Annotated in this window: 14 protein-coding genes, 2 tRNA genes and 2 rRNA genes; 4 read left to right on the plus strand and 14 right to left on the minus strand. The window is 27.9% G+C overall.

The genetic code is table 11. The features are described 5' to 3' along the window. Positions 1-158: 158 nt before the first annotated feature. Positions 159-2,597, minus strand: coding sequence for an ATP-dependent Clp protease ATP-binding subunit (locus CSBG_RS16255; protein ID WP_008681245.1), 2,439 nt, complete (start codon positions 2,595-2,597; stop codon positions 159-161). A 67-nt stretch (positions 2,598-2,664) separates the two neighbouring features. Continuing rightward, a complete protein-coding gene (locus tag CSBG_RS16260) occupies positions 2,665-3,120 on the minus strand; it encodes a CtsR family transcriptional regulator (protein ID WP_008681246.1) in 456 nt (151 codons plus the stop codon). Between the two features lie 159 nt (positions 3,121-3,279). Here CSBG_RS16260 and CSBG_RS16265 point away from each other — a divergent pair, with 159 nt between their 5' ends. Continuing rightward, the gene (locus CSBG_RS16265; protein ID WP_008681249.1) at positions 3,280-3,915 is read left to right on the plus strand and encodes an MBL fold metallo-hydrolase; all 636 of its coding nucleotides are present in this window, start codon (positions 3,280-3,282) and stop codon (positions 3,913-3,915) included. A gap of 40 nt (positions 3,916-3,955) precedes the next feature. Here the strand turns inward: CSBG_RS16265 and CSBG_RS16270 are convergent, their stop codons facing one another. The 7 genes from CSBG_RS16270 to CSBG_RS16300 form a co-directional block, all read right to left on the minus strand. Continuing rightward, complete coding sequence (locus CSBG_RS16270; protein ID WP_008681251.1) at positions 3,956-4,126, minus strand: 4Fe-4S binding protein; 171 nt, start codon at positions 4,124-4,126, stop codon at positions 3,956-3,958. A 126-nt stretch (positions 4,127-4,252) separates the two neighbouring features. Further along, positions 4,253-4,456, minus strand: coding sequence for a heavy-metal-associated domain-containing protein (locus tag CSBG_RS16275; RefSeq protein ID WP_008681254.1), 204 nt, complete (start codon positions 4,454-4,456; stop codon positions 4,253-4,255). Positions 4,457-4,470: 14 nt separating this feature from the next. Beyond that, the gene (locus CSBG_RS16280) at positions 4,471-5,376 is read right to left on the minus strand and encodes a stage 0 sporulation family protein (RefSeq protein ID WP_008681256.1); all 906 of its coding nucleotides are present in this window, start codon (positions 5,374-5,376) and stop codon (positions 4,471-4,473) included. Between the two features lie 3 nt (positions 5,377-5,379). Beyond that, positions 5,380-6,315: a DNA polymerase III subunit delta' gene (locus CSBG_RS16285; protein ID WP_008681258.1), complete on the minus strand. Its 936-nt coding sequence runs from the start codon at positions 6,313-6,315 to the stop codon at positions 5,380-5,382. Between the two features lie 17 nt (positions 6,316-6,332). After that, positions 6,333-6,662 (minus strand): cyclic-di-AMP receptor, encoded by a 330-nt coding sequence (locus CSBG_RS16290; protein WP_008681260.1) that lies wholly within the window; start codon positions 6,660-6,662, stop codon positions 6,333-6,335. A 91-nt stretch (positions 6,663-6,753) separates the two neighbouring features. Beyond that, positions 6,754-7,383 carry a dTMP kinase gene (gene tmk / locus CSBG_RS16295; RefSeq protein ID WP_008681262.1) on the minus strand — a complete coding sequence of 210 codons (630 nt, stop codon included), beginning with the start codon at positions 7,381-7,383 and terminating at the stop codon, positions 6,754-6,756. A gap of 20 nt (positions 7,384-7,403) precedes the next feature. After that, positions 7,404-7,610 carry a sigma factor G inhibitor Gin gene (locus CSBG_RS16300; RefSeq protein WP_008681264.1) on the minus strand — a complete coding sequence of 69 codons (207 nt, stop codon included), beginning with the start codon at positions 7,608-7,610 and terminating at the stop codon, positions 7,404-7,406. Between the two features lie 284 nt (positions 7,611-7,894). Between CSBG_RS16300 and CSBG_RS16305 the strand changes: the two genes are divergently transcribed. Further along, positions 7,895-9,046, plus strand: coding sequence for an amidohydrolase (locus tag CSBG_RS16305; RefSeq protein ID WP_008681267.1), 1,152 nt, complete (start codon positions 7,895-7,897; stop codon positions 9,044-9,046). 39 nt (positions 9,047-9,085) lie between these two features. On the opposite strand, the gene CSBG_RS16310 is transcribed toward CSBG_RS16305, so the two are convergent. After that, positions 9,086-9,604, minus strand: a complete 519-nt coding sequence (locus tag CSBG_RS16310) for a hypothetical protein (RefSeq protein ID WP_051005299.1) — start codon at positions 9,602-9,604, stop codon at positions 9,086-9,088. Between the two features lie 283 nt (positions 9,605-9,887). Between CSBG_RS16310 and CSBG_RS16315 the strand changes: the two genes are divergently transcribed. Then, positions 9,888-10,835, plus strand: coding sequence for a magnesium transporter CorA family protein (locus tag CSBG_RS16315; RefSeq protein ID WP_008681269.1), 948 nt, complete (start codon positions 9,888-9,890; stop codon positions 10,833-10,835). 80 nt (positions 10,836-10,915) lie between these two features. After that, positions 10,916-11,836: an LD-carboxypeptidase gene (locus tag CSBG_RS16320; protein WP_008681270.1), complete on the plus strand. Its 921-nt coding sequence runs from the start codon at positions 10,916-10,918 to the stop codon at positions 11,834-11,836. Positions 11,837-11,870: 34 nt separating this feature from the next. Here CSBG_RS16320 and CSBG_RS16325 read toward each other — a convergent pair. The 4 genes from CSBG_RS16325 to CSBG_RS16340 form a co-directional block, all read right to left on the minus strand. Beyond that, positions 11,871-11,945: transfer RNA gene (locus CSBG_RS16325), tRNA-Cys, on the minus strand. Between the two features lie 5 nt (positions 11,946-11,950). Continuing rightward, positions 11,951-12,026 (minus strand) — tRNA-Phe (locus CSBG_RS16330). Positions 12,027-12,031: 5 nt separating this feature from the next. After that, positions 12,032-12,148 (minus strand): 5S ribosomal RNA (gene rrf, locus CSBG_RS16335). 59 nt (positions 12,149-12,207) lie between these two features. After that, a 23S ribosomal RNA gene (locus CSBG_RS16340) occupies positions 12,208-12,409 on the minus strand; the annotation flags it as partial.

Genomic DNA, 12,409 nt, shown 5'->3' on the forward strand with positions numbered 1-12,409 from the left:
TCTATAAAATAAAATGCAACTATTTTTAAATAATAATTTTTATTAATTATATCCACTTAGCTTTTCTTCTCTTAATATTATTACTCGTTCTCTAATAAATTATTAATAAATAAAAAAATAAGAGAAGATTTTTTCAAAAAGAAAATCTCCTCTCTATACTATGATATATGCTTAAAATAAAGTTCCTCTCCATTGCAATATACTTCTAAGTTATCTCCGCCCTTAATGTAGCCTTTTAACATCTCTTCACTTAACTTATCTTCTAATTCCTTTGTTATTATTCTCCTTAAAGGTCTTGCACCATAATTAGTATCTACACCTTTATTTACTAAGAACCTTTTACTTTCTTCATTTAAGTTAATTGTTATTTTTCTATCTTTAAGCTTATCTATGGTATTATTTAACATCAAATTTACAATTTTTAATATATCACTATCTTCTAATTTATGAAAAACAATTATATCATCAATTCTATTTATAAATTCTGGTTTGAATTGTTGCTTAATTTCTTCCATAATATTTTTCTTCATCTTTTCATATTCACTATCAACTAAACTATTTGAAGCTGAAAATCCAAGAGTATTTTGTTTTTTTATATCATGAGCTCCTACATTAGATGTCATTATAACTATTGTATTTTTAAAGTTTATAATTTTCCCCTTACTATCTGTAAGTCTTCCATCCTCCATTATTTGTAGTAATATATTAAATACATCGGGATGAGCCTTCTCTATTTCGTCTAATAATATAACTGAATAAGGGTTTCTTCTAACAGCTTCTGTCAACTGTCCACCTTCATCATGACCAATATATCCAGGTGGAGCTCCTATTAGCCTTGCTACAGAATGCTTTTCCATATACTCTGACATATCTATTCTAATTAAATTTTTCTTATCTCCAAACATAGCTTCTGCTAAGGCATTGGATAGTTCTGTTTTTCCAACACCTGTTGGTCCACAAAATATAAATGTTCCTATAGGCCTATTGGGATCCTTCAGCCCTACTCTTGCCCTTCTTACTGCTTTAGATACAGCCATTACAGCTTCCTTTTGACCTATCACCCTTTTATGAAGTATATCTTCAAGTTGTAATAATTTTTCTGATTCTTGCTCTGTTAATTTCTCTAAAGGAATTTTAGCCCAACTTGATACTACCTTTGCAATTTGTTCACTATTAACAATATAATTATTACACTCATTATTTGTTAAATCTATCTTTAAACTATTCAATTTATTTTTTAATTGTCTTTCCTTATCTCTTAACTCTGCTGCTTTTTCAAAGTTTTGATTTCTTATTGCCTCTTCTTTTTCCTTAGAGTTATTCTCTAATTGAAGTTGTAAATTCATTATATCCGGTGGTGAAGTTAAATTTTCTATTCTTACCTTTGCTGATGCTTCATCAATTAGATCTATAGCTTTATCCGGCATAAATCTATCTGTTATATATCTATCTGATAACTCTACAGCTGCTTCTAAAGCTTCGTCCTCTATCCTTACCATATGATGTGCTTCGTATCTTTCCCTAAGTCCTTTTAATATATCTAAAGTCTCTTCTTTTGATGGCTCTTCAACTCTAACCGGTTGAAATCTTCTTTCTAGAGCTGAATCCCTTTCTATATGTTTTCTATATTCATCTATAGTTGTAGCTCCAATACATTTTATTTCACCTCTTGCTAAAGCAGGTTTTAAAATATTTGATGCATCTATAGCACCTTCTGCACCACCCGCTCCAACAATTGTATGAATTTCATCTATAAATATTATTATATCTTTAGAATTTCTTATTTCATCCATTACTTTTTTTAATCTATCTTCAAATTCTCCTCTATATTTAGCTCCTGCTAACATAGAAGTTAAATCTAATGAAATTATTACTTTATCCTTTAGTATTTCTGGCACATTTCCATTTATTATTCTTTGGGCTAGCCCTTCAATAACTGCTGTTTTACCTACTCCAGGTTCTCCAATTAAACAAGGATTATTTTTTATCCTTCTACACAGTATCTCTAAAATTCTTCTATTTTCATTTTCCCTTCCTACTACTGGATCCAATTTTCCTTCCTTAGCCATCATAGTTAGATTTCTTCCATATTGGCTTAATAGAGGAGTTTTAACAGTTTTTTTCTTAGCCTTCTCTTCAACTTTTATTTCCTCTACCTCCTTCTCATATAGATAATTACTTATATCAGTCTTTATTAATTTCAAATCTAACTTTAAGGTAGAAAGTATTGTATAAGCTACACCCTCTGTATCATCTAATAAAGCTAATAAAATATGCTCTGGATTTATATAATTATGATCATATATTCTTGCCTTTACTAAGCTATCATCAAATAATCTCTTTGTTCTAGGATTCAGTAACATCTCACCTACTGATATATCTATATCTCCAAAACCAAGATAATCTTCTATAAGCTTTCTTACTTTATCAATAGTAGCTCCATTAATATATAATACTTGCTTTGCATATCCACCCTCTTTTAATAACCCTAAAAGAATATGTTCAGTACCTATATATCCATGTTTAAAATATTGTGACTCTTTTTGAGCCTCTACTAGTACTAATTGTGCCCTCTCTGTTAACTTCCCAAAAATCATATATACCTCCATACCCTATTGCTAAAATTAACAACTATACAGATAAACCTTGGCCACTTAAAATATTTTACGATAATATAACTGTAATAATTCCTTTTAACATATCAGCCCTTAATTTATTTTTGTCTTCCACAGATACTAATGTTCTATCATTTAAAGATATTTTTATTATTTCATATTCCTTTTCAGTAATATTTTTAGTATCTTTTAAATGATCTAGTATAGATAAAGCGCCTCCATATGTTATACTTTCTCCTATTGAAGTATTTATTAATAACAGTCTTTCATCCTTATCATCGTATGTTATTTTTTTAATTACTATGCACCCTCCGCCACCTCTTTTACTTTCTATTATATAACCTTTTTCATAAGTAAACCTTGTTGTGAGCACATAATTGATTTGCGATGGTGCACATGAAAATTTATCTGCTAATTCATTCCTTTGAATTAATACTTGTCTTTCTCTTTCTTCATTTATCATATCTTTAATAAAATTTTCTATTGTATCTGAAATTCTTGCCATATTTTCACCTTCTTAAACTTATTTTCCTGATTGACCTTCTTTGACTTTTATTATATATTATAAATTTTAATATGTCCATTTCACTGCTTTTATTTTCTAAAATAAAAGCGAATGATATTGCATTTTTTATCCAAACTATATATTGAGAGGTGATCAAATATGGAAATTAAATGGATTGGTAATACAAGTTTTTTAATAAAAAATTCTACTGGTAAAAGAATTCTTTTAGATCCAATACAAATATACCCTTATATAGAAAAATATGATTTGAATCCAAATATAATTACATTTAGCCATACTCATAATAATGAAATTATTAATAAGCATGTTGATAAAAATTGTATAATAGTAAATTCAGCTTGTTCTTTTTCAAATGATTTTGTTACCTTAAAGGGATATAAAACATTTAAAGATAATCTTTCTGGATATAAACGCGGTGAAAATATAATTTATTTGTTAAACATAGATGAATTTAAAGTTTGTCATCTTGGTTCTTTAGGTCATCAGTTGAATGATAACTTATTAGATAAGCTAACTGATTTAGATTTTTTATTCATTCCAATAGGCGGACATTTTTGTTTAGATGGATTTTCTGCTGCTAAACTCGCCTTGAGTTTAAAACCTAAGTATATAATTCCAATGTTTTTTAAAACATCTTCTGAATATTTTTATTTAGATGGTCCTCATAAATTTTTATCTTCGTTAAAAAATATTTTATCTTATAATACAAATACTATATATTCTAATGATTTATCTTTTAAAGATAGATGTTCTGTAATACTATTATCTGCATAAAAATAAAGAACCGCTATAATTAGCGGTTCTTTATGTAAAATTATGCTTGTACTGGAGCTCCTACTGGACAAACATTTGCACAGTTTCCACAATCTATGCAAGTGTCTTCATCGATAACGAATTGAGTATCTCCTTGACTTATAGCATTAACTGGACATTCTGCAGCGCAAGCACCACAGTTTACACATGAATCTTCAATTTTGAATGCCATAAAAAGCACCTCCTAATATTATGAATTTATTTCACAATCTATTTTATCATAAGCATTTAAATTTTTAAAGGCTTAAGAAGAATTTATATAATATGATATTTCACTTTATTTTATCTATCATTTTATTTAGATTATACTATATCCTACTTCTTCAATAGATATAATTATTTTATCTTCAGTTATACTTTTATCATCATATACTACACTTACTTCTTTTTTAGATAAACTTACCTCACAAGCTATAACACCTTCATTATGTGCCACAGCTTCTCTTATGCTAATAACATCATCATTTGTATTAAGATTAGCAACCTTTAATAGTGATTTCATTAAGATTTCCCCCCTTAATTATCCTTTATAAGATCCTTTATTAATTTTTTATCTTCTGGAGATTCTATTTCTAGTTTTATGTCTGATTCATCTACTGAATCTTCATAGCTACCTTCAACAAGCTCAATATCATCTATTTTAAATTCTTCTACTACTTCCTCATCGCCTCTTCTATATTTGACCTTCACACTTTCCTTAACAGTACTATTGCTTACAACTTCACCAGTAGTATCGCCCATAGAAACGATAGAACCTGCTCTAGGCAATCTTTTTCTTATATCTTCATATGTGCTTTGTTCATAATTTAAACAGCACATTAACCTACCACATATTCCTGATATCTTCGTTGGATTTAAAGATAGATTTTGTTCCTTTGCCATCTTTATAGATACAGATGCGAAATCACCAAGGAATGTAGAACAACATAATGGTCTTCCACATGGTCCTAGTCCTCCTAACATTTTAGCTTCATCTCTGACCCCTATCTGCCTCAATTCTATTCTTGTCTTAAATATAGTTGCTAAATCCTTTACTAATTCTCTAAAGTCTACTCTTCCATCAGCTGTAAAATAGAATATAACTTTATTATTATCAAAAGTATATTCTACATCGATTAACTTCATATTTAATCCATGTTCTTCTATTTTCTTTAAGCATATCTCTAAAGCATCTTTTTCCTTTACTTTATTATCCTTATGTTTATTTATGTCTTCTTCTTCTGCAATCCTTATAACACTCTTTAATGGTGCCACTATATCAGTTTCTGGTATTTCCTTAATACCAATAACACATTCTCCAAACTCTATTCCTCTTGCTGTTTCTACAACAACAAAGTCTCCTTTTTTTACATTTAAATCGCTTGGATCAAAATAATATATTTTACCGGCTTTCTTGAATCTTACGCCTACAACTTTTATCATTATTTAAACCTCCATAAAACCTATAAGCATTACTCTAATCGTTAATTGGAAGTTAGAATTACTTAATAATGTCAATCTAGCATCTCCAATCTTATCAATTATTTTGTTAAGCCTCTTATAGGACATTTCAATAGCTAATTGTTTTATATTTTCTATTTTATCCCCATTTATTATTCCACTAGTATCGCTTATTTCTTTATAGACAATTACGTCTCTTATAAAGGAGGCTAAAATGTTCAGTATTTCTTCTTTTTTATCTTTAAATGATAATATCTTATCTTCAAAATCTAAAAGACTTTTCGTATTACCATTAACTAATGTATATAATAAATCAATTAATATATTTCTTAGATCTTTTAATGAGGAATCCCTTAGAAAATTCTCAGCTTTTCCTGGGATTCCTTCACTGTATGCAATAGCTGCTTTTATTTCATCACTACTATAATCATCAATACCCAAACTTTCTATATAAATATTAACTTCATTCTTTGTTAATGGAGTTAGCTTATATACTTGGCATCTTGATTTTATAGTATCTAAAATAAGCTCTAAACTCTCACATAATAAAATAATAAAAACACCTTTTGGTGGTTCTTCTATAGTCTTTAAAAGAGCATTCTGTGCTTGTACTGTCAATTTATTTCCATCATAAATTATAATAACTTTTTTATCACTCTCAAAGGGCTTCTTATTTATTTCATCAACAATTTCTCTTACATCATCTACCCCAAAAGAGGATTTTTTAGATCTATAATTTACAATATCTATAGAATTTCTATCTTCATGTACGCCTAATATACTTTTAGCTAATATCTTAGCTAAATTGCTCTTTCCAATTCCATCTTCTCCTACAATTATATGTGCATGGGAAATTTCATCTTTTTCTATTCTTTTTTTAAAACTATCAATTATTCTTTCGTGTCCAATAAATTGTCCCATTACACCCTCCAATGTAATTATATTTTAATAAATTGATCTACATCTATAACAAATATAGTAGCTCCCCCAACTTCAATTTCTATAGGGTATGACATATACATATCAACATTTCCTGTAATAGGGGTTGGCGTTGTTATAACTTGTTTCCTAGTTTTGCAAACATCTTCTACAACATCTATAACTGCTTGAACTTTATCTTTTTCAACACCTATAATTAAAGTTGTATTTCCTGATTTTAAAAAACCTCCAGTTGATGCTAACTTAGTAACTCTAAAGCCTGCTTCTGTGATTGCATCTACTAAATCTAAAGCATCATCATCTTGTACCATAGCTATTACTAATTTCATATTAACCCCTCCAATAAAATTATACTCCTATAATAATATTCTATCATAAAAGCTATATAAATTGATTAAAATTTTTTTCTCTCAATACATTTTATTTAATAAAATCAGTAATTATTTCTTTTACAACATTAAAAACTTCTTCTATTGATTTTTCTGCATTTATTTTTACAAACTTCTCTTTATTTTCTTCATATAATTTAAGATATCCATCTCTTACTTTATTATGAAAATCAATTTTTTCTAAATCTAATCTATTTATTTCTCTCTCTTTATTTTTGTTTATTCTCTCCAATCCTATTTCTGGTGATAAGTCAAATAATATATTTAAGTCTGGCATATATTCACCTACTGCAAATTTATTTATTTGATATATTTCATCTATTCCTATATTCCTAGCATATCCCTGATAAGCTAGTGATGAATATATAAATCTATCACATAATACTATAGCTCCTCTATCAATCTCAGGAATAACTTTTTCAACTAAGTGTTGTCTTCTAGCAGCAGCATATAGTAATGCCTCGGTTCTACTATCCATTTTTGTATTCTTAGTATCTAATATTACTTCTCGTATATCTTCTGATATTTTAATTCCACCTGGTTCTCTTGTCTTAATGCACTCTATATTATTTTCTATCAAATAATCATATACCATGTCCAATATTGTGCTTTTACCAGATCCGTCTCCACCTTCAAATACTATAAATTTTCCTTTGTCCATTTATTTATACCTCATGCTATTTAAAAATTATAGTTGCTTAATAGCCAATCTCTTATTCTATCTTTATAAAAGTTATACTCAAAATCATCAACTGTCATTGTTGCTATCTTCTCATTACAATAATGGCATAATAAGCTTTTTTCTATAATTATATCACTATATACTTCTTTTCCACAAACCTTACATTTATTTTCATTTTTATCTATTCCTTTTATTAATAAATCCATACTATCCCATCCTTTTATAATAATTTTATTATAATTCTCACCAAATAATAGTATTTCTATACTTTCAAAAAATTATATATGATTATAAAAATGCTTTATGGTTAGTCTACATGAATATATGAATAAGAATATTTACATAACTCAATGATCTTGTAATTTATAAGGAACATTAGATATATGTTTTTAATTTACTGTCTTATTAAATTAATATATTAGCTATTTTATAAATAATTATTTGCATTTAAGGGAAAATTAAAAACAAGATAATTTGGGAGGAATATAATATGAAACAAGAAATGATTTGTTATTTAGAAAAAAATAAAGATGATATAAAGAAATTAAATGATTATTTATATAATAATCCTGAAGAAAGCTACAATGAATATAATAGTTATAATTATATTTGTAACTTCTTAATTGATCATGAATTTACTGTAAAAAAGGAGTTTTTAGATTTAAAAACATCCTTCTATGCATTTAAAGGAAATGGTTATCCTAAAATATGTTTTTTATGTGAATATGATGCTGTTCCTGGCGATGGGCATTTAACCGGTCATAACTTATTAACATCGACTTCAATTGCTGCTGCTTTAACATTAAGTTCTGTTATTGAAAAAATAGGTGGCACCATAATATTAATAGGTTGCCCTGGTGAATATCTAGGTGGAACAAAATCAGTTATGGTAAAACAAGGTGTGTTTGATGATATTGATGTTGTTTTGGTTGCACATCCAGATACTATAACATCAGAAAGTGGAAGTTCATCTGCTATAATACCATTAAGCATCAAATTTATAGGGCATAGTGGATTAAGCTTCTTAAATAAAGGATCATATACTTCGCTAGATGGTATTCTTTTAACATTTAATATCTTAAATTCATTATTAAAAGGATTTCCTGAAGACGTAGAGGTGAACTCAATATTATCCAATGGAGGCTTTACTCCTTTACTATTACCATTAGAATCTGAAGCTAAATTTTATATTAGAGCTAAGGAAATGGATATTGCTAAAATTGCAGAAAGCAAATTAAGGGAAATTGCAATTTATGTTTCAAAACTTATACGAGTTCAATATTCATTTTCTTTATATGAACCCGAAAATGAAGAATTAATAACCAATAGAACTTTAAATAGATTGTTTAGCCATAATTTAAAGGAAAATGGCATAATAAATATTTCTGGTCCAAGGGATATTTATTCTGGATTAAGCTTAGGTATTGTTAGCAAAAAAGTTCCTTGCATTCATCCTTATATTTCAATAGTTACAGATGATAGTATAAGGTATGGTACAAAAGAATTCGCTAATGCTACAATATCTGATTATGCTTTTGATGAAGCAATGAAAGCAGCTTTATCTTTATCATTTACTGGATATGATATCATATTAAATGAAAATCTTTTGTCAGAAGTAAAAAATGAATTTTATAAAAAATAGGCTCTATATAGAGTCTATTTTTCTATATAGAGCCATTTATTATATAACTTTTCTTTCTAATAACCTACATTTCAACTCTCCGTGCTTTATTAGCTTAGTAATAAGTTTATCACTTGGTTGAAATTTGATCTTTTCAATTCTATCTCCATTTTTAAAAATACAATAATATGATTTTGAATTAATTCTGTTACATAAGTACTTTTTTGATTTTTTTATAAATTGATACTCTTTAGGTATAGATGATCTTTCACCTATATATAGTACATCAGAGATTCTTATACTTTCTAAATTCTTTTCTTCTTTATTATTAATTAGATTTATTATAAGCTTGTCTGCTATTACTGCATACTTATAAGATACCGAACAACTTCTAATTTCTTTAACAATTAAAATTATAGTTGTTAATACTAGAGCTACATTAAATATATGACCAATTATATGTCTATTATATTTAGATCTTTCTACTGCTTCCCCCAAATATAATGTAGCTGTTATCACAAATAAAATCATTGAAATAACCGGTACTCTCTTTTTAGCAACAACTTCTCTATGCATCATTTTGTATTTATCCCCCATTAAGACATTACTCTATTCATTTAAGCAATATTGTGATTATACTAATTATTTATACTTTTATCCATATTAATATTTAATAATTAATAGTCATATTTTTATCTTCTCTTTTGGTTAAATCAGATTACTTTCTTAATATACATTTTTTCTTTTAATATCTTCATTTATCTATATCAATAATTTTTTTTAATAAAAATTTATTTATCATATTACAAATAATCATATTAATAGTATAATTATCTTTGAAACTTAACTAAGGAGGTTAATTATGATACAAATTTATAAAAGTATTAGTGAACAAAATCCATCACTGAAAATTCTCGATAATCTAGAGCCAGGTTGTTGGATTAATATTATAGCACCTTCTGATGAAGAGTTAATTTTAATTTCAAAGAAGACTGGTGTTCCATTATCATTTTTAAAAGCTCCATTAGATGATGAAGAGACTTCTCGTATAGATATAGAAGAGAATTGTTTATTAGTTGTAGTAGATATCCCATTTACCGAAATGGAAGATAATTCTCTTACATATGATACATACCCTTTAGCAATTATTCATACCGAAAAACAAATTATAACAATATGCTTAAAAAATAGTCGTATTTTAACTGATTTTATAAACGGTAAAGTAAAATCATTTTATTCATTTAAGAAATCAAGATTTATATTACAAATTTTAAATAGAATATCAAATTCTTACTTAATTTATTTAAGACAAATAGATAAAAAGAGTTTAATGATAGAAAAAAGATTGCATAAATCTATGAAAAATAGAGAACTTATTCAATTACATTCATTAGAGAAATCTTTGGTATACTTCTCTACATCACTTAAGGCAAATGAAATTACTCTTGAAAAAATGCTAAAACTAGATATAATGCAAAAATATGAAGAAGACCAAGATGTTCTAGAAGATGTTATAATTGAAAATAAGCAAGCTATTGAAATGACTGAAATATATAGCAATATTCTTGCAAGTACAATGGATTTCTTTGCTTCTGTTATTTCAAATAACCTAAATATAGTTATGAAGGTTTTAGCTTCTGTTACAATATTAATGGCAATACCTACTCTTATTGGTGGCATATTTGGAATGAATTTTATAAAAATGCCACTAATTAATAATGAATATGGTTTTGAGATTACAATGGTTATTACCTTAGTATTAACATTCGGTGCAGCATACTTATTGTATAGAAAAGATATGTTTTCATAGAAATAAAGCTAGTTATAAGTACTAGCTTTATTTTTTTTGTAGTATATTTACATATAAATAATTTTAAGTAGGTGTATATAGTGTTAAAATTAAAATCATTAAATAATTCTGCTACTATTGGTATTATTGCTCCAGCTTCACCAGAATCTAAAGAATTTATAGATAAAAAAATTGATATATTTAAAAAGCTAGGGTTTAAAATAAAAAAAGGCAAGCATTTATATGATTCTTATGGATATTTGGCTGGAACTGATAAAGATCGTGCAGACGATCTTAATTCTATGTTTGCTGATAAGGAAGTAGATGCCATAGTTTGTCTTAGAGGCGGCTACGGATCAATTCGAATGGTTTCTTATTTAGATTTAAAACTTATAAAAAGTAATCCTAAGCCCTTATGCGGATATAGTGATATCACCTTATTATTAAATTATATTAGTAAAACCTGTAAGTTTGCTACATTTCATGGCCCAATGATAACTTCAAATTTTGATGATATCATGACTAAAGAATATTTTTTAAGTGTTTTTACAAATAAAAACTCTAAAATAATATACAATTTGAAAGATATCTGCGGAGAAAATTATCTAGTATGGAATAAACAAAATTTTAAAGGTAATATAGTTGGAGGAAACTTATCTATAATTTGTTCCACAATTGGGACTCCATATGAAATAGATTTCAAGAATAATATCTTACTCATCGAAGATGTTAATGAAAGCCCTTATACTGTGGATAGAATGTTATCTCAACTAATTTCCTGTGGAAAGATCCAAAAGCTTTGTGGAATAATAATAGGATATTTTACCGATTGTACAAATAAAGATACTGATTTTTCAATAGATGATATTATAAAACAAAAATTACTGCCTTTAAATATACCTATTATTCAATATCTTCCTATAGGTCATGATTATCCTAATATAACTATACCAATAGGTTCAGCATTTGAATTCCTATCTGATGATGATTTACTTATCCAGAAAAAGATAATTTTTAAATAAAAAAAATCCTACAAGTAATCTTGTAGGATTTTTTTGGAGGCGCCACCCGGATTTGAACCGGGGAATAAAGGTTTTGCAGACCTCTGCCTTACCACTTGGCTATAGCGCCATACCTGGTGGCTCGACCAGGAATCGAACCAGGGACACGAGGATTTTCAGTCCTCTGCTCTACCGACTGAGCTATCGAGCCACATTACCTGGCAACGTTCTACTCTCCCACACAGTCACCCATGCAGTACCATCGACGCTGTAGAGCTTAACTTTCCTGTTCGGAATGGAAAGGAGTGTTTCCTCTACGCCATCATCACCAGATTTCATTTTCAGAGTGTTCTCTGAAAATTGCATACGAATTAATTTCAAGCCTATTTTTATTGGTCAAGCCCTCGACCTATTAGTATCAGTCAGCTAAATATGTTACCACACTTACACCTCTGACCTATCAACCTTGTGTTCTTCAAGGGGTCTTACTAGCTTATGCTATGGGAAATCTCATCTTGAGGGGGGCTTCACGCTTAGATGCTTTCAGCGTTTATCCCTTCCCGACTTAGCTACCCAGCTATGCTCCTGGCGGAA

Source organism: Clostridium sp. 7_2_43FAA, from assembly GCF_000158375.2.
Taxonomy (GTDB): domain Bacteria; phylum Bacillota; class Clostridia; order Clostridiales; family Clostridiaceae; genus Clostridium; species Clostridium tertium.

What these genes read in the sequence shown, in the direction of transcription:
- CSBG_RS16255 (WP_008681245.1), bottom strand. Translation starts at nt 2,597, where the DNA reads ATGATTTTTGGGAAGTTAACAGAGAGGGCACAATTAGTACTAGTAGAG.
- CSBG_RS16260 (WP_008681246.1), bottom strand. Translation starts at nt 3,120, where the DNA reads ATGGCAAGAATTTCAGATACAATAGAAAATTTTATTAAAGATATGATA.
- CSBG_RS16265 (WP_008681249.1), top strand. Translation starts at nt 3,280, where the DNA reads ATGGAAATTAAATGGATTGGTAATACAAGTTTTTTAATAAAAAATTCT.
- CSBG_RS16270 (WP_008681251.1), bottom strand. Translation starts at nt 4,126, where the DNA reads ATGGCATTCAAAATTGAAGATTCATGTGTAAACTGTGGTGCTTGCGCT.
- CSBG_RS16275 (WP_008681254.1), bottom strand. Translation starts at nt 4,456, where the DNA reads ATGAAATCACTATTAAAGGTTGCTAATCTTAATACAAATGATGATGTT.
- CSBG_RS16280 (WP_008681256.1), bottom strand. Translation starts at nt 5,376, where the DNA reads ATGATAAAAGTTGTAGGCGTAAGATTCAAGAAAGCCGGTAAAATATAT.
- CSBG_RS16285 (WP_008681258.1), bottom strand. Translation starts at nt 6,315, where the DNA reads ATGGGACAATTTATTGGACACGAAAGAATAATTGATAGTTTTAAAAAA.
- CSBG_RS16290 (WP_008681260.1), bottom strand. Translation starts at nt 6,662, where the DNA reads ATGAAATTAGTAATAGCTATGGTACAAGATGATGATGCTTTAGATTTA.
- tmk (WP_008681262.1), bottom strand. Translation starts at nt 7,383, where the DNA reads ATGGACAAAGGAAAATTTATAGTATTTGAAGGTGGAGACGGATCTGGT.
- CSBG_RS16300 (WP_008681264.1), bottom strand. Translation starts at nt 7,610, where the DNA reads ATGGATTTATTAATAAAAGGAATAGATAAAAATGAAAATAAATGTAAG.
- CSBG_RS16305 (WP_008681267.1), top strand. Translation starts at nt 7,895, where the DNA reads ATGAAACAAGAAATGATTTGTTATTTAGAAAAAAATAAAGATGATATA.
- CSBG_RS16310 (WP_051005299.1), bottom strand. Translation starts at nt 9,604, where the DNA reads ATGATGCATAGAGAAGTTGTTGCTAAAAAGAGAGTACCGGTTATTTCA.
- CSBG_RS16315 (WP_008681269.1), top strand. Translation starts at nt 9,888, where the DNA reads ATGATACAAATTTATAAAAGTATTAGTGAACAAAATCCATCACTGAAA.